This window comes from Aquitalea sp. ASV15, assembly GCF_016429115.1.
GTDB classification, from domain to species: domain Bacteria; phylum Pseudomonadota; class Gammaproteobacteria; order Burkholderiales; family Chromobacteriaceae; genus Aquitalea; species Aquitalea magnusonii.
Map to the genome: position 1 here is coordinate 25,188 of NZ_JAELTZ010000005.1, position 18,796 is coordinate 43,983.

Consider the following 18,796-nt stretch of genomic DNA (forward strand, 5'->3'; position numbering starts at 1 on the left):
AGCCGGGCTTGGCACAAGCTTGCCTGCCGCGGCGGGGATGGGCTCTACCATAGCAGCGCTGCCATGCGCGGCCCTGGTCATCCTGGTCTGGAAATTTCGTTTTCTATCCTGAGATTTGCGAGGTGGCGGACAAAAAAAAATGCCAACCCGCACAGGAGTTGGCCGAGAGAGAGAAATCTGTAAGCCGGCTACCCTCTGCTGTGGTTTGCCGGCCTAAGGGGTTTACTGTGCCAGTGGTTTTTTCAGCAGGCGCAGCATCACGGCGGTGAGCACCGTACCCACCACCAGCGCCACCAGATAGGAACCCAGATGGGTCACCGCATTGGGGATGGGCAGTACGAACACGCCACCGTGCGGCACTTTCAGCTCCACGCCCATGGCCATGGAGATGGCACCGGTCACGGCCGAGCCCACCATCAGCGACGGAATCACCCGCAGCGGGTCGCGGGCGGCAAACGGAATCGCCCCTTCACTGATGAAGGAAATGCCCAGTACGGCAGCAGCCTTGCCCGCTTCGCGCTCGTCGCTGGTAAAACGGTCGGCAAACAGCTTGGTGGCCAGCGCAATGCCCAGCGGCGGGGTCATGCCGGCGGCCATCACGGCTGCCATCGGGGTGTAGACCTGGCTGGCAATCAGGCCGGTGGCAAAGGCATAGGCTGCCTTGTTGACCGGGCCGCCCATGTCAAAGGCCATCATCGCGCCCAGAATGGCACCCAGCAGCAAGGCGCTGCTGCCCTGCATGCTCTTGAGGGCATCGGTCAGCATGGCCAGTACCGCGGCCACCGGCGTGCCGATGACGTAAATCATCAACAGGCCCACCAGCAGCGAACCCAGTACCGGCAGGATCAGTACCGGCTTCAGGCCATCCAGATTACGACCCAGCTGGATTTTCTTGTTGAGGAAGTCGGTACCGTAACCGGCGATGAAACCGGCAGCAATGCCACCCAGAAAACCGGAACCCAGGCTGGCGGCCAGCATGCCACCCACCATGCCGGGAGCAATACCCGGACGGTTGGCAATGGAGTAGGAAATGTAACCGGCCAGAATCGGCACCATCAGCGCAAAGGCGGATTTGGCACCAATCTGGAACAAGGCCCAGGCCAGCGTGCCCTTGTGCGCGTCGTCAAAGGCGTAAATGCCGCCCAGCGCAAAAGCCAGCGCAATCATGATGCCGCCCGCGGTAACAAAGGGCAGCATGAAGGACACACCGGTCATCAGGTGCTTGTAGGGGCCGCTGCGCTGTTCGCTCTGGGCGCTGCTGGCGGAAGCGGTGCCGGCGGTGGCCTGGCTGCTGCCAGCCTGACTGGCACCATGCGGCTGGGCTTCGGCAATGGCACGGCGCACCAGGTTTTCACCATCGTTGATGGCCGGTTTGGTGCCGCTGGAGAACAAACGCTTGCCGACAAAGCGCGACAGGTCCACCTGAGTGTCGGCGGCGATGATCACCACATCGGCCAGACGGATTTCATCTGCCGTTAGCGTGTCCTGTGCGCCGACCGAGCCCTGGGTTTCCACGCGGATGTTGTGGCCCAGTTTCTGCGCCGCCTGGCTCAGCCCTTCGGCCGCCATGAAGGTGTGGGCAATGCCGGTGGGGCAGGAGGTGATGCCGACAATGCGCAACGCGCTGCTGGCAGTCTGGGCGCTCAGGCTGGCCTTGAGCTGGCCTTCGGCATCAGCCAGCACCGCTTCCAGCGAGCTGAGCAGGGTGTGGCTGTTGGCAAAGCGTACATCCTGTGCCGCGGCTTCGCCAATCAGCAGCACGGCGTCAGCGTCGGCAATGGTGCTGGCGCCCAGCGGCTGTTGCACGCCTTGTGCGGTATGGATTTCCACATCGATCTTGTGTTTCAGCTTGCTTGCTGCCTGACGCAGGGCCTCACCGGCCAACATGGCCTGGGTGCTGCGATCCGGAGCGGCAATTACTGCCAGCAGGTTTGCCATTGTCTTTCTCCTGTTATGTCTGCCTGTTGTTGTTGCTTTGCTGATGATCTGCCGCGTGGCGGGGGTGGGTGAGCGTTGCCCGCCCGCAGCATGATGGTTTAGAGCAGCTAACAAAAAACCTGATGCGGTGTTGCGCCTCCTGGCCGTACTGCTTGTACTGTCTGCGTCGGCGCGCCTTGCCTCAGGGATGCTGCGCTATTTTGTTAACCGCTCTTACTGTAGGTGCTGCACTTCCACTTGCCGTGCCAGTTGTTCCACCTGCGCGCGTTCCGGCAGGTGGGGGCCGATGCGGGCCAGCTTGGCGGTGGCAAAGGCCACGGCCAGCCGGGCGCGCTCTTCACCGGCCAGACGCTGATGGCGTGCGGCGCTGAGGCCGGCCACCAGTGCATCACCGGCACCGACGGTGCTCAGCGGGTTCTGTACCGGCAGGCGGGCCAGCAGGGCCGGACCGTCCTCCAGTACAAACAGCGCGCCTTGTTCGCCCAGCGACACCACCACCTCGGCCACACCGGCCTGTTGCAACTGGCGGGCGCAGGCCAGCACGTCGTCCAGGGTGGGTAGCGCTCGGCCAGCCCATTGTTCCAGTTCGTGGCGATTGGGCTTGATGCAGTCCGGCAGGCTGGCGCGTGGCGCGGCCAGTGCCGTGGCCAGCGCGGCACCGCTGCTATCCAGCAGCACATGCGCGCCCCATTGCCGCAGCTTGCCAATCAGCACCGGCAGGCGTTCCGGCTCCAGTCCTTGTGGCAGGCTGCCTGCCAGCACAATCTGGCTGCCCGGATTGACGTCAGCCGCCAGCAGGGTGAGCAGGCGTTCCCATTGCGCCTCACCCACGCTCAAACCCGGCAGGTTGATGTCGGTGGTGCTGGCATTGGCCAGGTCGGACAGCTTGATGTTGACGCGCGTGTCACCCGCCACACGGATAAAGCGGTCGGCAATGCCCTTGTCCTTGAACAGCGCTTCGAAAGCCTCGCTGTTATTGCGTCCCAGCAGGCCGGTGGCCAGCACCGGCAGCCCCCAGTCGGCCAGGCAGCTGGCTACGTTCACGCCCTTGCCGCCGGCATTGCTGGTGCTGGACAGCGCCAGATTGACGCTGCCGGGCTGAAAATTCTGTACGCAGACGGTCTGGTCGATGGCCGGGTTCAGGGTGATGGTGATCAGTGGACTGTTCATGACAGCAGGCTCTGCAAGGCGCGCACTTCTTCGGCGCTATCGCAATCCACTGCCTGGCGGGCCAGTTCGGCCAGTTTGGCAAAGTCGCTGCCACGCAGGCGGGCCTTGACGCTGGCCACATCGCGCGGGCTCATCGACAGTTCGTTCACGCCCAGGCCGGTGAGCAGGGCGGCACCGAAGGGGTCGCCGGCAATGCCACCGCACACGCCCACCCAGCGGCCATGCTGGGCGGCGCCCTGCACGGTCTGCTGGATCAGGCGCAGCACCGCCGGGTGCAGGCTGTCGGCTTCGGCGGCCAGTTCCGGGTGCTGTCGGTCGATGGCCAGCGCGTACTGGGTGAGGTCGTTGGTGCCGATGGAGAAGAAGTCCACATGTTCGGCCAGCTTGTCGGCCAGTGTGGCGGCAGCGGGTACTTCCACCATGATGCCGATCGGCACCACCGGGGCGTTCAGCTCGCGGCGGATGCCTTCACACAGGCCCTTCAGGCGGGTGATTTCCTTTAGCGAGGTAATCATCGGGAACATGATGGACAGCGGCTGGCCGCCACGGGCGGCGCGGTACAGTGCGCGCAGCTGCGGTTCCAGCAGGTCGCGGCGGCGCAGCAGCAGACGGGCGCCCCGCATGCCGAGGAAGGGGTTTTCCTCGTGCGGCAGGTTGAGGTAGGGCACCTGCTTGTCGCCGCCGATATCCAGCGTACGCACGATCAGCGGCCGGCCTTCCAGTGCCTGCAGCATGGCCTGGTAGGTGGCGAACTGTTCTTCTTCGTCCGGGCTGGTGTCCCGTTCCAGGAACAGGAATTCGGTACGCATCAGGCCCACGCCTTCGGCACCGGCGGCAATGGCGGCGGCCACCTGGTCCGGGCGGTTGACGTTGGCCGCCACTTCCACGCTATGGCCATCGCGGGTTTGGGCCGGCAGGCTGCGTTGTTCTTCCTCGCGTGCCTTGCGTGCGTTTTGCTGTGCCATCCAGTCGCGGGCGGACTTGAGGTCAAGTTCGCTCGGGCTCAGGTAAAGCCGGCCGCTCTGGCCATCCAGAATGGCCGGGGTGCCATTGGCCACGCCGAGCAGGCCGGGGCCACCGGCAACCAGCGCCGGCAGGCCGAGGGTGCGCGCCAGAATGGCGGTATGCGAAGTGGGTCCACCCTGGGCGGTGGCAAGGCCGACCACTTTGGCGGTATCCAGCCCGGCGGTATCGGACGGCGACAGGTCGCTGGCCAGCAGAATGCAGTTGTCCGGCAGTTCGGCCAGGGTGGTGGCTTGCAGGCTGGGGTCGATCTTGCCCAGCACGCGGCGGCCCACGTCGCGCAGGTCGGCCGCACGGGCGGCCAGCAGCTGGTTGCCCAGCGCGGCCAGCCGGTCGGCCAGGCGTTCCACGGCCTGATGCCAGGACCAGGCCACACCGTGGCCTTCCACCATCAGCTGGCAGGACAGGGTGATCAGGTCGGTATCGCTCAGCAGCTCGGCCTGCGCCTTGAAAATGGCGGCTTCGGCATTACCCAGGCGCTGGGCAGTGTCTTCAGCCAGCTTGGCCAGTTCGGCGCGGGTATCGGCCAGCGCGGCATGCAGTTTGTCACCGGCTTCGGCCAGGGATAGCGGGTGATCGGGAATGGCGGGCAGGCCGTGGGTCAGCACATGCACCTGACCGATGGCCAGGCCGGGGCTGGCGCTGATGCCAGCCACTTCCAGCGGGTGGCCCGGCGGCTGCCAGTTGTGTTCGCTACGCTGGGCCTGGGCTTTTTGTGCGGCCAGCGCAGCGTCGGTCTGTTCCTGCGCGGTCAGGCGGGTCATCACCCCTTGCAGGGCTTGCAGCAGGGCGGCGGCATCGCTGCCTTCGGCGGAGACCACCAGCCGGTCGCCACGTTGCAGGCCCAGTTGCAGCAGGGAAATCATGTTCTTGGCGTCGGCGACATGGTGACCATGACGCACTTGTACCTGTGACGCGTACTGGCGGGCGGTTTCTACCCAGGCGGTGGCCGGACGGGCATGCAGGCCGTTGGGGTAGTCCACCACCCATTCAAATTTTTCTGCCAGATCGCCAGCGGCTTGTTGCGGCGCAGCCGGTGCGGCAGCGCTGTCGGACAGGGCGGCGATCAGCTCTTGCGGGTTGCTGGTGGCAAACAGCTGCTGCAGGCGGGCTTCGTCCTGCAGCAGGCGGGTCAGCCGGCGCAGCAGCTGGATGTGTTCGTCCGACTGGGCGGCAATGGCAAACAGCAGGTGGGTGGTTTGTCCCGGATTCCACTCCAGCCCCTGCGGAATCTGCAGGATGGCAATGCCGGTGCGCTTGATCAGGTGGCGGTCTTCCACCATGCCGTGCGGAATGGCCACGCCATGCCCCAGAAAGGTGTTGGCCACGGCTTCGCGGGCCAGCAGGCTGTCGATATAGGCGGCGTCGATGCAGCCAGCGCGGGCCAGCAACTGGCCGGCCTGGCGGATGGCCTCTTCCTTGTTGGCCGGGGCCGTGGCAAGGCAAATCAGTTCCGGATGGATCAGTTCGTGCGACATCGGGAGTGGTCTCCTGGTACTGTTATTTTGCTGCATTGCACCCAACAAGGGGCTGTGCTGGCTATTGTCTGGCGTTGCGTTGATGGCATTGAAATCGATTACACAACACCTGTCAATATTGATCGTGGATCATCTTGATCAAACAACATGCAGCTTGCTGATCATCCTTGTAATTAAAGGCTTGCAAAGCATTTTGACTTGATGCAGGATCACGACAATCTGACTGAAAACGATTGCAAAATGACCGTACGCATCAAGGATGTTGCCCGGGCTGCCGGTGTTTCGGTCGCCACGGTGTCACGTGCGCTGGGCGATGGCCCGGTCAGCGAGGAGCTGCGCAAGAAAGTGGAAGCCGCCGTGGCTGCCACCGGCTATCTGCCCAATCTGTCGGCACGGCGCTTGCGCTCGCAGCACAGCCACACCATCGGGCTGATCGTGTCCGATATCCGCAACCCCTTCTTTACCGCGGTCAGCCGCGCCGTGGAGGATGCGGCCTATGCCGTGGGCATGCGCGTCATCCTGTGCAATACCGACGAAAACCCGCAAAAGGAAGCCATGTACCTGCGGCTGATGCAGGAAGAGCGGGTCACCGGAGTGATTTTCGCCCCCACCCGTGCCACGGCGCAGAAGCTGGACCCACAGCAACTGGGCTTTCCGGTGGTGCTGATCGACCGTGCCGCACCGCCCGGTCATGCCGATGCCGTGGTGCTGGACAATGCCGAAGCCGCCAGCCTGCTGGTGGAGCATTTGCTGGCGCAGGGCTATCGCCGCATCGGCGGCCTGTTTGGCAATACCAGTACCACCGGGGCCGAGCGTCATGCCGGAGTGGTGGCCGCCATGCAGCGACATGGCTTGCAGGCCGAGGCACGTTTTATTGCCCCCACGCCGGAAGCGGCCGAGCAGGCCGTGCGCGACTGGCTGCGCGAGCCGGCGCAGCCGGAAGCACTGATTGCCAGTAATGGCCTGGTGCTGCTGGGCATGTTGCGCGGGGCGCGGGCGGCGGGCGTGAGTATTCCGGCACAGCTGGCACTGGCCGGGTTTGACAACGACAACTGGACCGAACTGGCCGGCCCCGGCCTGACGGTGATCGAACAGCCGGTGTACGACATTGGCCGCACCGCCATGAAGATGCTGCTGGAGCGGCTGGAAGACCCGGCGCGCAGCGCACGCAAGGTGGTGCTGTCCGGAAGGCTGATTGCCCGTGGTTCCACCGCGCACAACCTGGCAGCGGACGCCGGACCGGATGGTGCAGGGCGCTGATTGCTGCCCGCATTGACCGCTACTCAGGACGTCGGGAGACGTCCTTTTTTCTTGCCGTCACCGGCTACGGGTTTGCACCGCTTGCTGCGTTGTCGCCGCAAAATGCCGCTCCAGCCCGTCGAGCAACAGCCGGGTCTTGGTGGGGTGCAAGCTGCGATTGGGTACGAGGGCATAGGTTTTCAGTGGCGGCAGCGTCCAGTCGGTGAGGATGCTTTGCAGCTGTCCGGCCGCCAGCGCCGTAGCGGCAAAATTGCAGGACACCAGGCACACTCCGCGTCCGGCAATGGCGGCTTGCAGTCGCAGCCCGGCATTGGCCGTTTGCAGGTGCAGGCCCTGTTGCAGGGTGAATGTTGTGCCATCTGCATGCCGCATGTGCCAGGGCAGGGCGCTGGCCGCGCCCAGCAGCGGCCAATCCTCCAGGGCTGACGGGTGTTGCGGCTGACCGCGTGCAGCCAGCAGGGCCGGTGCCGCAAACAGGCCCTGTTGCAGGGTGTACAGGCGCTTGCCCAGCAGGTTTGAGTCGGGCAAGGGCTGGCTGGTCATGACAAAGCTCAGGTCGTGGCCGCTGCTCAGCGGGTCGGTCTGATTGCTGATGACATCCACTTCAATATGCAGCTCCGGATGCGCCTGCATGATGTCGCACAGCACCGGGCTCAGGTGCAGGCTGGCGAACTCGTACGGCGCGGCAATGCGCAGCGTGCCCCTGAGTGGTGCTTCGGTCTGGCCTTGCAAGTGGTCGGCTACATCTTCCAGCCGGGCAAACAGCGGGCTGATTTCTTCCAGTAAATGAAAGCCGGCCTCTGTCAGGCGCAGGCGGCGGGTGCTGCGCTCCAGCAAGCGGCTGCCCAGTTTTTCTTCCAGGCGGGCCAGACTGGTGCTGACTGTCGATTTGGGCAGTTGCAGTCGCTCGGCTGCCCGGCTGAAGCTGCCCAACTGCGCCACGCAATTAAACAGATACCAATCATTCCAGTCGTTTGTACGTGACATTGAATAATCATTTCAATTTTGACGGTTTATTCAAAATAACATGGTCTTTATAGTCAGCGCGATCCATCCACCCACAAAGCCCCTTGCCGCATGAATGCCTATCCCGTGTTATTGCAAGCCCACCCCGAATGCCGCCCCTGGCAGGTACGGCTGTTCGGCCTGACGCTGGGCCTGGTCACCGGGGCTGACTTTGTCGCCGTCAGCATGATGGGGGTGGCGGGCGGGGCCATTCAGGGCGGGGTGGCTGCCGCGCCGCAAGAGTATCTGTGGGCGCTGACCAGCTTTGCCGTGGGCGCGGTGCTGGTCAATCTCTTGCTGGGGCGCTTTGCCACGCTGATCAGTTACCGGCGTTATACCGAGTGGGCCTTGCTGCTGTTCATGGCCGGCAGTGTGGGCTGCGCCCTGGCCGAGGGCATCACCAGCCTGACCGTGGCGCGGCTGTTTCAGGGCTTGGGTGGCGGCGGCTTGTTTACTGCCTCGCGCATCCTGCTGCAGCTGGTAGCGCAGCCCAAGGAACGCAAGCCATTGATGTATGGCTTTTTGCTGGGCCTGTTTTCCCTGTCCGGCATGGCGCCATGGTTGTCCGCCCTGCTGGTGGAGGATTGGGGCTGGCAGGCGATTTTCTGGTTACAGGCCGGTTTGGTTCCCGTGTTGTTGCTGCTGGTACAAATCAGTTACCCCCGGCATGCCGGTGCGCCCACCCGCGCCCAGGCCGGGCAGCTGGACTGGGTGGCGGTGGCAGCGCTGGGGCTGGGGGCCTTGCTGGTGTTGCATACGCTGGAGGATTTGCGTTTTTTGCGCTTTGCGGCCCGGCCCGGCATGTGGCTGGCCCTGGCTGGAGGGGTGCTGTTGCTGGGGCTGGCCTGGCGGCGCAGTCACACCCATCCCGATCCCTGGTTGCAGCTGCATGCGCTACTGCGCCGCCGCTATCTGATGGGTCTGGCCTTCTATGCCCTGTATTACCTGGGCAACGGCATCTGGTCCTACCTCTTGTCCACCTTGCTGCAACGCGGGCTGGGCTTTGATTTTGTCACCACCGGCCAGGTCATCAGCCTGGGTGGCATGGTGACGGTGGCGATGGCGCTGGTCTATCTGTATGCCAGCCGCTGGCTGAACCGTCGACACCATGTACTGGCCATCGGTTTTGCCTTGCTGGCCCTGTGCTGTCTGTGGCTGGCCGCTGCGGCCATGCCAGGCGCTGCACTGTCCAGCGTATTGCCAGCCATCCTGCTGCACGGTCTGGTGCCGGTGCTGTCGGTCTTGCAGATTGCCGCCATGACCTATGCCGAGGTGCAGGTCGAAGACTTTGCCCATGCCTATCAGCTGAAGAACATCATGCGTGAACTGGCCGGGGCCATGGGCACCGGCCTGGCCACCTTGCAATTGCAAGCGGGCGAGGCCCAGGCACGGCTGGCGCTGCTGGGGCGGCTGGATGGGGTGACACTGCGACAGTGGGGAGAGGCGGTGGATGCGACGAGCCTGGCGCATCTGTCTGCGCAAGTGACCCAGCAGACGGTATTGATTGCCTGTGATCATGCCTTGCTGTCGCTGGCTGCCCTGGCCGGCCTGGCCCTGTTGTTGTCGCTGTGGCAGCGCGATTTACGCTAGAAGCGGCATTCACCGTACAAGCCGGCCAGGCCGGCTTGTCGCGAGTGAAGGCGGATGCCGCTCAGGGGCGCAGCGGCCCGGTCAGGCGGGTGAGAGTGTCATCCTTGACGAAGCGGTGATGCCACAGCGCGGCGGCGGCATGGACGATGGCCAGCCACAGCAGCAGATTGCCCAGCGCTTCGTGAATGTCCTTGAGGTTGTGGGCGGTTTCCTTGCCGACATTGAACAAGACCGGCAGCGTGCTACCCAGCAACACCACATCCTTGCCATTACCCTGCACGATGGCGATGCCCAGCAGGGGCAGCACCAGCATCAGGCCATACAGCAGCCAGTGTGCGGCATGCGCCAGCAGCATGGCGGCCGGCTGTGGTGCCGGGGTGATGTCCGGTACCCGGTTGGCCAGTCGCCACAACAGGCGCGGCAGCACCAGCAGCAAGACGATGATGCCAGCCTGGAAATGGCCGGATTTCAGCAAGTCACGCAGCGGGCTGCCCTTGGGGGCGATGTCCTTGAATTCGATAAAGGCCAGCGCCGCGATGACAGCCAGTGCGCTCAGCCAGTGAAAGGCACGGGCCAGACGGCCGTAACTGTGTTGTGAGTTTTTCAGCATGATGGTCCCTTCAGCGTGGGGAGTGTCCGGTTTGATCTGGCCGCAGCATAGTCAGCCAGTCTTAAACCAGACTTAATCTTGCGCCGTGCTCTTCTCATGCTGCAAGGCAGCGCGAATCACGCCGCACTTGTCTGCCGGCTGCCAGCCTGCCGGTTTCAGTACCTTGCCATCGGCACGGCGCACTACCTTGCCATCAATCTGCTTGCGCAAATTGGCCTGATGAATGGCCTCGGTCATGGCCTCCAGTGGCATGCCTTGCGATAGCAGCAGGCCGGTCAGCACGTTCAGCACATCCACGCCCTCGGCGGTCAGCTCGGCCATGCGGCGTACTTGTTCTTGCGGGTCACAGCTGGCTGATTGCTTGAATTCTTGCAGCGCATGCAGGAATTCGGCCATTTCTTCTTGCAGCATGGTTTCCCACATCGGCAGGGTGTCGCGGTAGAGGCCGGGAGTGGCGGGGGCGGGCAGGTCGAATTGCTGCATGAAGTCACGGCGGATAGCGTAAAGATTGCTCATCTTCTTGTATGCTTTGATTTGTTGATTGCTATATATTGTGTTTTTTGTGCGGTATTGGCAATAAAAAACGCCCGCAAGGCGGGCGTGGAACCGGTATGTCGCTTACTTAGTCGTGCAGCGTGGCCAGTACTTCGAAGTAGTCCGGGAAAGTCTTGGCCACGCATTTGGGATCGTTGATGACCACCGGCACACCCAGCAGGGAAACCAGCGAGAAACACATGGCCATGCGGTGATCGTCGTAAGTGTCTATCTCGGCATCGGCCAGCAGTTGCGCGGGCGGGGTGATGCGGATGTAGTCCTGGCCTTCTTCCACGGTGGCGCCGACCTTGCGCAGCTCGGTGGCCATGGCGGACAGGCGGTCGGTTTCCTTGACGCGCCAGCTTTCGATATTGCGCAGGGTGGTGGTGCCATCCGCAGCCAGTGCAGCGATGGCGATGGTCATGGCGGCGTCCGGGATGTGGTTCAGGTCCACATCAATCGCCTTGAGCTTGCCGCTGGCAGAGGCTTCGATCCAGTTGTCCCCCATGGTGATGGCCACACCCATCTGGCGCAGGGTGTCGGCAAACTTCACATCGCCCTGGATGCTGTTGTTGCCCACGCCCTCCACCCGTACCGGACCGCCAGCCAGTGCGCCGGCGGCCAGGAAGTAAGAAGCGCTGGAAGCATCGCCCTCAACGTGGACTTCGCCCGGCGAAATATAGTGCTGGCCACCCGGAATCACGAAACGCTGCCAGCCCTGACGCTCTACCTGTACGCCGAAACGAGCCATCAGGTTGAGTGTGATCTCTATATAGGGTTTGGAAATCAGTTCGCCCACCACTTCGATGGTGACGGTTTCACCGGTCAGCGGCAGCGCCATCAGCAAGGCGGTGAGGAACTGGCTGGAGACATTGCCCTTGACCGGAATCACCTCGCCGGCGCGCAAGCTGGCCGGGCCGATGGCCAGCGGCGGGTAGCCCGGATTGCCCCGGTAACTGATCTCTGCGCCGGCGGCGCGCAGGGCGTCCACCAGGTCGCCAATCGGCCGCTCATGCATGCGGGCCACGCCAGACAACTGGTAATGACCCTGCATCAGCGCCAGTGCGGCGGTCAGCGGGCGGAAGGCCGTGCCGGCATTGCCCAGAAACAGGTCGGCGCTCTTGACCGGAAACTCGCCCCCCACGCCTTGTACCCGGAAGTCGCGGCTATTGCCCAGCTGCTCGACCTTGACACCTAGCAGACCCAGTGCGGCCAGCATGTGACGGATGTCATCCGAATCCAGCAGGTCGCGTACCAGTGTGGTGCCGCTGGACAGTGCCGCCAGCAGCAGGGTGCGATTGGAAATGCTTTTGGAACCGGGCAGCTTGATGGTGCCGGCAAGGTGCGGAGTCGGAGTAAGGCGGAGCTGTTCCATGGCGTTGCGTCGAGTCTCTGTAGGTGTCGTGAATGGTCCGGGTATTGTCATCACGCGGGCACAGGCTGCGGCAGGCAGGGCTGGCGGGCGTTGCGGCCTATCACTGTAAAGGCCGGCGGGGTAACGTGCAAACTACAATCTTGCCGTGTTGCCGCTTCGTTCTGCTGCATTGCGCCAGAAAATCCTGCCAAAGCCGTTCCTGCGACCCGGTCACTGCGCTAAAATCAACGGTTTGACGACGGAGCAAGCCGTCGTCGTGTGCTACAGGATGCAAGCCCAGCCCATGTCAGTTCCCGTGATCACCATCGACGGCCCTTCCGCTTCCGGCAAGGGTACTGTCGCCGCCATCGTCGCCCAGCGCCTGGGCTTTCATTATCTTGATTCCGGCTCGCTCTATCGCCTGCTTGCCCTGCATGCGCGCAAGCACGATGTGGCCTGGGATGCCGAACAGCCATTGGCCGCGCTGGCCGCCAACTTGCCGGCGGCTTTTGCGCAGGGGCGGGTGTGGCTGGATGGCAACGATGTCAGCGAAGACATCCGGGCAGAAGAGATCGGCATCGGCGCATCCAGAGTGGCCGCTTTGCCGGCGGTACGCAGCGCGCTATTGCAGCGACAGCGTGCTTTTGCCGTGCTTCCCGGCCTGGTGACCGATGGCCGCGACATGGGTTCGGTGGTGTTTCCGCAGGCAGCGACCAAGATTTTTTTGACCGCCAGTGCCGACGAGCGAGCGGCCCGCCGCCATAAGCAGTTGATCGGCAAGGGGGAATCTGCTAACCTCCCACGGATTCTGCAGGACATTATCGATCGGGACACGCGCGATGCGGCCCGGGCGGTAGCGCCGCTGCGCCAAGAGCCGGACGCCTTTCTGCTCGACACCACGGAGCTCACCATCGACCAGGCGGTCGAAACGGTACTCCGCCGCTTCGGGCAGTCCCAGGTCTCCGGCATATGATTTTTTAAGGGGCAACGCTTGCTGCACTGCAAGAAGCGCCCTGTGTTCAACCCTAACCCCGCACGCCGCAAGGTGTGCACCGAGAGTAAGCTTGATGACTACCCTCTCCATGGAAAACTTTGCCCAGCTGTTCGAAGAAAGCCTGACCCTTCACGACATGCGCGTGGGCGAGGTGATCACTGCCGAAGTCGTTGCAGTTGATTCCAACTTCGTAACTGTTAATGCCGGCCTGAAATCCGAATCCCTGATTCCGGCCGAAGAATTCAAGAACGACGAAGGCGTTGTTGAAGTTGCCATCGGCGACTTCGTGACTGTTGCCATCGACGCGCTGGAAAACGGTTTTGGCGAAACCAAGCTGTCCCGTGAAAAAGCCAAGCGTCTGGCTGCATGGGTTGAGCTGGAAGAAGCGCTGGAAACCGGCAAGATCCTGTCCGGCCTGATCAGCGGCAAGGTCAAGGGTGGCCTGACCGTTATGGTCAACGGCATCCGCGCCTTCCTGCCGGGTTCTCTGGTTGACGTGCGTCCGGTGAAAGACACCACCCCGTACGAAAACAAGAACATCGAATTCAAGGTTATCAAGCTGGATCGCAAGCGTAACAACGTGGTTGTTTCGCGTCGTTCGGTTCTGGAAGAAACCCTGGGCGAAGAGCGCAAGGCTCTGCTGGAAACCCTGAAAGAGGGCGCCGTTATCAAGGGTATCGTCAAGAACATCACCGACTACGGTGCGTTTGTTGACCTGGGCGGTATCGACGGCCTGCTGCACATCACCGACCTGGCATGGCGTCGTGTGAAGCACCCGTCCGAAGTTCTGGCTGTTGGCGACGAAGTCGAAGCCAAGGTCCTGAAGTTCGACCAAGAGAAGAACCGTGTATCCCTGGGCCTGAAGCAACTGGGCGAAGATCCGTGGGTTGGTCTGTCCCGTCGCTACCCGGCCAGCACCCGTCTGTTCGGCAAGGTAACCAACCTGACCGACTACGGCGCATTTGTTGAAATCGAACAAGGCATCGAAGGTCTGGTACACGTGTCCGAAATGGATTGGACCAACAAGAACGTACACCCGTCCAAGGTCGTTCAGGTTGGTGACGAAGTTGAAGTCATGATCCTGGAAATCGACGAAGACCGTCGTCGTATCTCCCTGGGCATGAAGCAGTGCCTGGCCAACCCGTGGAACGAGTTTGCCGACAACTTCCACAAGGGTGACAAGCTGAAGGGTGCCATCAAGTCGATCACCGACTTCGGTGTGTTCGTTGGCCTGCCGGGCGGTATCGACGGCCTGGTTCACCTGTCCGACCTGTCCTGGAACGAAACCGGCGAAGATGCCGTGCGCAAGTTCAAGAAGGGTGACGAGGTTGAAGCCGTTGTTCTGTCCATCGACGTGGAAAAAGAACGCATCTCCCTGGGCATCAAGCAACTGGAAGGTGATCCGTTCAACAACTACGTTGCCATGAACGACAAGGGCGCTCTGGTCAAGGGTACCGTGAAGGCTGTTGATGCCAAGGGTGCCGTAATTGCCCTGGACATGGACGTTGAAGGCTACCTGCGTGCTTCCGAGCTGTCCCGCGACCGCGTGGAAGATGCCCGTACCCTGCTGAAGGATGGCGAAGAAGTGGAAGCCGTGATCATTGCCGTGGATCGCAAGTCCCGCAATATCAGCCTGTCCATCAAGGCCAAGGATGCTCAGGAAGACAGCACCGCCATGAAGAACCTGTCGGTTGACAGCGCTTCGGCTGGTACTACCAACCTGGGTGCTCTGTTGAAGGCCAAGCTGTCCGGCTCCAACGAGTAATTGCATCATGACCAAGTCTGAGCTGATCGCGCGGCTGGCAGAACGTCTTGCCGAGCGCAATTCTCAGTTGGTCTACAAAGATGCTGAGCTGGCCGTCAAAACCATTCTGGATGCGATGGCCAGCAACCTGGCACAGGGTAGCCGCATTGAAATCCGCGGCTTCGGTAGCTTCGACCTGAACTACCGTCCGCCCCGTGTGGGCCGTAACCCGAAATCAGGTAGCAGTGTCTCGGTTCCTGAGAAATATGTGCCGCATTTCAAGGCCGGCAAGGAATTGCGCGAACGGGTGGATCTGTCCCTGCTGGAGCAGACCCAGGTCTGATTGTTGCGAATCCCGGTCTAGCAAGCCAAATCAAAGCGCCGCTTTTGCGGCGCTTTTTCTTTGTTTGACCTTCCTCTGGCTTGGGTTGCAGCACACTATCGTTTAAACTTGCACTCCGGTAACCCTCTCCGAGTAAAGAGCATGCGCTACATCGTGCGTATCATCGAATTGGCCCTGCTGGTTTTCCTGATTGCCGTCACCGTGCAAAACAGCCACATGGTCGAGTTCAAGCTGTTCTTCGGCCAGTCCTGGTCGGCACCGCTGATCGTCTTCCTGCTGGTGTTCTTTGTTGCAGGCGCTGCTGTCGGATTGCTGGCCACCTTCTCCTACTATCTGCGCATGCGCAAGGAGCTGTCCCAGCTCAAGAAGGAATTGCGTAACCGCCCGCCCAGCAGCAAGGTCGCCGTCGATCCCAGCGACGCACTGGCCGATTAGACCTGTTCTGTCAGGTCCCGCCACCATGCGCGCGGGGCCGGCCTCTTACTCCCCTTGAAGGAAGCATTCTTTGGAACTGGATTTGTGGTGGCTGCTATTATTCCCGGCCTTTTTCGGTCTGGGCTGGCTGGCCGCGCGAGTAGACATGCGCACGGTATTGAAGCAGGCCAAGTCGGTGCCCACCGGCTTTTTCCGTGGTCTGGATGCTCTTGTGGACGACAAGACGGATATTGCCGCCCAGGCGCTGGCCGAGGTGTCGCGCCAGCAGGGATCGGCACCGGAACTGCAGTTGACGCTGGGCAAGCTGTATCGCAAACGCGGCGAGAACGACCGCGCCATTCGCCTGCATCAGCGCATGCTGGAATCGTCCGACCTGCCTGCCGAACAGCGCGACATCGTGCGTAACGAGCTGGCGCAGGATTTTCGCAAGGCCGGTCTGGTGGATCGGGCCGAAGAAATCTTGCTGAAACTGTTGGGCGGCAATATGGCGCTGGCGGCGCGACGTCAGCTGCTGGATATCTACCAGCAGGATCGCGACTGGAAAAAAGCCATTGAAACCGCCAAGGAACTGCGCAGTGATGCCCATTCCTTCCAGCATGAAGTGGCGCAGTTTTTCTGCGAACTGGCGCAGGGGGAGCTGTACCGCTCCAATTACCCGGCGGCCCGTACCCTGGTGGCCGAGGCCATGCAGGCCAATCGCAAATGTGTGCGCGCCAGCCTGATTCTGGGTGATATCGAATTTGCCGAAGGCAAAATCGAAGCGGCCATTGCGGCATGGCAAAACATCGAGAAACAGAATTACGAATACTTGTCGATGGCGGCCGAGCGCTTGTTCGACGCCTACGAGAAACTGGACAAGCCACAGGAGGGCATTGCCCTGCTGCAGGGTTACCAGAAGACTTTCCCGCAACTGGAGCTGACCGACCTGCTGTATCAGAAGCTGTCAGCCTACGAAGGCGAGGAGCGGGCGCTGGAAGTGGCCCGTCAGTCGGTACACGCCCGTCCCAATCTGATGGGCGTTTACCGCCTGATCGAAGCACAGATGGACGAGCTGTCGCCAGAAGGGCGCATGGATGCCGAAGTGGCCCGTGCCCTGATCCAGAAACACGCGGCGCGCCTGACGGTGCACCGCTGCAAGTGTTGCAATTTCCGCTCGCGGGCCTTCTTCTGGCATTGCCCCGCCTGCGGCGAGTGGGAAAGCTTTACGCCCAACCGCTCGGAAACTCATTGATCGCATTCAGGAGAAAACATGAATCCGCTAATTGCCGCCGGTCAGGACCTGCAACCGGCATCTCCTGTCGTTGTGGCGCTGGATTTTGCCGATGCGCCGTCGGCTCTCGAATTTGCAGCCCGTCTCGACCCGCAGCAGTGCCGGCTTAAAGTGGGCAAGGAATTGTTTACCTCCACCGGGCGTGGCCTGGTGGAAAGCCTTGCCGCGCGAGGCTTTCAGGTGTTTCTTGATCTGAAGTTCCATGACATTCCCAACACCGTGGCCCATGCCTGCAAGGCTGCCGCCGAGGCCGGCGTGTGGATGGTGAATGTGCATGCCTCCGGTGGCCGCCGCATGATGGAAGCCGCGCGCGAGGGACTGGCGCAATACAGCCAGCGTCCGCTGTTGATTGCCGTCACCGTGCTCACCAGCATGGAAGCGGCCGATCTGGCGGAAATCGGCATCACTGTCTCGCCGCAGGAGCAGGTATTGCGCCTGGCCACCCTGACCCGCGACTGTGGCCTGGATGGCGTGGTGTGTTCGGCACAGGAAGCCCCCATGCTCAAGGCCGCGCTGGGCAAGGAGTTCCAGCTGGTCACGCCGGGCATCCGCCTGGCAGATAGCGCTGCCGACGATCAGCGCCGGGTGATGACCCCGGTGGCCGCACTGGAGGCCGGTGCCGATTATCTGGTGATCGGCCGCCCCATCACGCGCGCCGATGAGCCGCTGGATGTACTGCGCAAGATCAATCGCGATATCGCGCTTTACCGGGCAGAACAGGCATGAAGATCACCGTTGTTGGTTCCGGCTATGTTGGCCTGGTCACCGGTACCTGCCTGGCCGAAGTGGGCAACCATGTGCTGTGTCTCGATGTGGACCCGGCCAAGATTGCCACCTTGCAGCAAGGCGGCATTCCCATTTACGAACCTGGCCTGGATGACATGGTGCGGCGTAATGTCGAGGCTGGCCGCCTGTCCTTTACCACGGATATCCCCGCCGCCGTCGCCTTTGGCGAGGTACAGTTCATTGCCGTGGGCACCCCGCCGGATGAAGATGGCTCCGCCGACCTGCAATATGTGCTGGCTGCCGCGCGCAATATCGGCCTGTACATGACTGAGCCCAAGGTGGTGGTGGACAAATCTACCGTACCGGTCGGCACGGCCGACAAGGTCAAGGCGCAGATTGCCGCCACCCTGGCCGAACGCGGTGCCGGCATTGCTTATAGCGTGGTGTCCAATCCCGAGTTCCTGAAAGAAGGTGCGGCCATCGAGGACTTCATGAAGCCCGACCGTATTGTGGTCGGTGCCGAAGACGAACGCGCCATCGAGCTGATGCGCCGCCTGTACGCTCCCTTCCAGCGCAATCACGACCGTATCCTGTTCATGGATGTACGCTCGGCCGAGCTGACCAAATATGCGGCCAACGCCATGCTGGCCACCCGTATTTCCTTTATGAACGAACTGGCCAATCTGGCGGAAGATCTGGGCGCAGACATCGAGCTGGTACGCCGTGGTATCGGCTCCGATCCGCGCATCGGTTATCACTTCCTGTATCCGGGGGCCGGCTATGGTGGCTCCTGCTTCCCGAAAGACGTCAAGGCGCTGGTGGCCAGTGGTCGCGAGCAAGGCCACGCCATGCGCGTGCTGACGGCGGTGGAAGAGGCCAACGAAGCGCAAAAGCGCCGGCTGGTGGACAAGCTGGTCAAACGCTTTGGCGAGGATCTCAGCGGTCACCATTTTGCCTTGTGGGGGCTGGCCTTCAAGCCGAATACCGATGATATGCGTGAAGCCTCCAGCCGCGTCATCGTCGCCGAACTGACCCGCCGTGGTGCCACGGTGGCAGCTTATGATCCGGTCGCCGCCGATGAAGCGCGCCGCGTCATGGGCGACAATCCGGCACTGCAGTTTGCCGATGACATGATGGCTGCCCTGCACGGAGCGGATGCCTTGCTGATTGTCACCGAATGGAAGATGTTCCGTGCGCCGGACTTCGACGCCATCAAGGCCAGTCTCAAGCACCCGGTGATTCTGGATGGCCGCAATATGTATGATCCGGCCTGGCTGCGTGAGCTGGGTTTCGACTATCAGGCGATAGGACGCTAAAACCGT

The 18,796-nt window shown here is 62.2% G+C and carries 16 protein-coding genes; 9 read left to right on the forward strand and 7 right to left on the reverse strand.

The features are described 5' to 3' along the window. Positions 1 to 222: 222 nt before the first annotated feature. From JHD64_RS03255 to ptsP, 3 genes are all read right to left on the reverse strand, one after another. Positions 223 to 1,938 (reverse strand): PTS fructose transporter subunit IIBC, encoded by a 1,716-nt coding sequence (locus tag JHD64_RS03255; protein ID WP_199052240.1) that lies wholly within the window; start codon positions 1,936 to 1,938, stop codon positions 223 to 225. Positions 1,939 to 2,151: 213 nt separating this feature from the next. Further along, positions 2,152 to 3,108, reverse strand: a complete 957-nt coding sequence (gene pfkB, locus JHD64_RS03260; protein ID WP_199052241.1) for a 1-phosphofructokinase — start codon at positions 3,106 to 3,108, stop codon at positions 2,152 to 2,154. Further along, on the reverse strand, positions 3,105 to 5,609 hold the full coding sequence (ptsP, locus tag JHD64_RS03265; protein WP_199052242.1) for a phosphoenolpyruvate--protein phosphotransferase: 2,505 nt from the start codon (positions 5,607 to 5,609) through the stop codon (positions 3,105 to 3,107). The genes pfkB and ptsP overlap by 4 nt, the downstream gene beginning before the upstream one ends. Positions 5,610 to 5,849: 240 nt before the next feature. Between ptsP and JHD64_RS03270 the strand changes: the two genes are divergently transcribed. Next, positions 5,850 to 6,869 carry a LacI family DNA-binding transcriptional regulator gene (locus JHD64_RS03270; RefSeq protein WP_199052243.1) on the forward strand — a complete coding sequence of 340 codons (1,020 nt, stop codon included), beginning with the start codon at positions 5,850 to 5,852 and terminating at the stop codon, positions 6,867 to 6,869. A gap of 57 nt (positions 6,870 to 6,926) precedes the next feature. On the opposite strand, the gene JHD64_RS03275 is transcribed toward JHD64_RS03270, so the two are convergent. Next, a complete protein-coding gene (locus JHD64_RS03275) occupies positions 6,927 to 7,856 on the reverse strand; it encodes a LysR family transcriptional regulator (RefSeq protein ID WP_199052244.1) in 930 nt (309 codons plus the stop codon). Positions 7,857 to 7,946: 90 nt separating this feature from the next. On the opposite strand from JHD64_RS03275, the gene JHD64_RS03280 reads away from it, so the two are divergent. Then, entirely contained in the window at positions 7,947 to 9,464 is a 1,518-nt protein-coding gene (locus JHD64_RS03280; RefSeq protein ID WP_059285888.1) for an MFS transporter, read from the forward strand. Between the two features lie 61 nt (positions 9,465 to 9,525). Here JHD64_RS03280 and JHD64_RS03285 read toward each other — a convergent pair whose 3' ends face one another. From JHD64_RS03285 to aroA, 3 genes are all read right to left on the reverse strand, one after another. Beyond that, positions 9,526 to 10,074, reverse strand: coding sequence for a cytochrome b (locus tag JHD64_RS03285; RefSeq protein ID WP_199052245.1), 549 nt, complete (start codon positions 10,072 to 10,074; stop codon positions 9,526 to 9,528). Between the two features lie 72 nt (positions 10,075 to 10,146). Further along, the gene (locus JHD64_RS03290; protein ID WP_199052246.1) at positions 10,147 to 10,590 is read right to left on the reverse strand and encodes a nucleoside triphosphate pyrophosphohydrolase family protein; all 444 of its coding nucleotides are present in this window, start codon (positions 10,588 to 10,590) and stop codon (positions 10,147 to 10,149) included. 106 nt (positions 10,591 to 10,696) lie between these two features. Continuing rightward, a complete protein-coding gene (aroA, locus tag JHD64_RS03295) occupies positions 10,697 to 11,983 on the reverse strand; it encodes a 3-phosphoshikimate 1-carboxyvinyltransferase (protein WP_199052247.1) in 1,287 nt (428 codons plus the stop codon). A gap of 283 nt (positions 11,984 to 12,266) precedes the next feature. On the opposite strand from aroA, the gene cmk reads away from it, so the two are divergent. The 7 genes from cmk to JHD64_RS03330 all read left to right on the forward strand — a co-directional run bounded on the left by cmk (position 12,267) and on the right by JHD64_RS03330 (position 18,790). Then, positions 12,267 to 12,935, forward strand: coding sequence for a (d)CMP kinase (gene cmk, locus JHD64_RS03300; RefSeq protein ID WP_199052299.1), 669 nt, complete (start codon positions 12,267 to 12,269; stop codon positions 12,933 to 12,935). Positions 12,936 to 13,029: 94 nt separating this feature from the next. Next, positions 13,030 to 14,721, forward strand: a complete 1,692-nt coding sequence (rpsA, locus tag JHD64_RS03305) for a 30S ribosomal protein S1 (RefSeq protein WP_110313272.1) — start codon at positions 13,030 to 13,032, stop codon at positions 14,719 to 14,721. Positions 14,722 to 14,728: 7 nt separating this feature from the next. Further along, positions 14,729 to 15,043: an integration host factor subunit beta gene (locus JHD64_RS03310; RefSeq protein WP_199052248.1), complete on the forward strand. Its 315-nt coding sequence runs from the start codon at positions 14,729 to 14,731 to the stop codon at positions 15,041 to 15,043. 141 nt (positions 15,044 to 15,184) lie between these two features. Continuing rightward, positions 15,185 to 15,478 (forward strand): lipopolysaccharide assembly LapA domain-containing protein, encoded by a 294-nt coding sequence (locus JHD64_RS03315; RefSeq protein WP_103525165.1) that lies wholly within the window; start codon positions 15,185 to 15,187, stop codon positions 15,476 to 15,478. A gap of 70 nt (positions 15,479 to 15,548) precedes the next feature. Then, the gene (gene lapB, locus JHD64_RS03320) at positions 15,549 to 16,709 is read left to right on the forward strand and encodes a lipopolysaccharide assembly protein LapB (RefSeq protein WP_059285882.1); all 1,161 of its coding nucleotides are present in this window, start codon (positions 15,549 to 15,551) and stop codon (positions 16,707 to 16,709) included. Positions 16,710 to 16,727: 18 nt separating this feature from the next. After that, positions 16,728 to 17,474, forward strand: coding sequence for an orotidine-5'-phosphate decarboxylase (pyrF, locus tag JHD64_RS03325; RefSeq protein WP_059285881.1), 747 nt, complete (start codon positions 16,728 to 16,730; stop codon positions 17,472 to 17,474). Then, complete coding sequence (locus tag JHD64_RS03330; RefSeq protein ID WP_199052249.1) at positions 17,471 to 18,790, forward strand: UDP-glucose/GDP-mannose dehydrogenase family protein; 1,320 nt, start codon at positions 17,471 to 17,473, stop codon at positions 18,788 to 18,790. Before pyrF ends, JHD64_RS03330 begins: the two co-directional genes overlap by 4 nt. Positions 18,791 to 18,796: the final 6 nt, after the last annotated feature.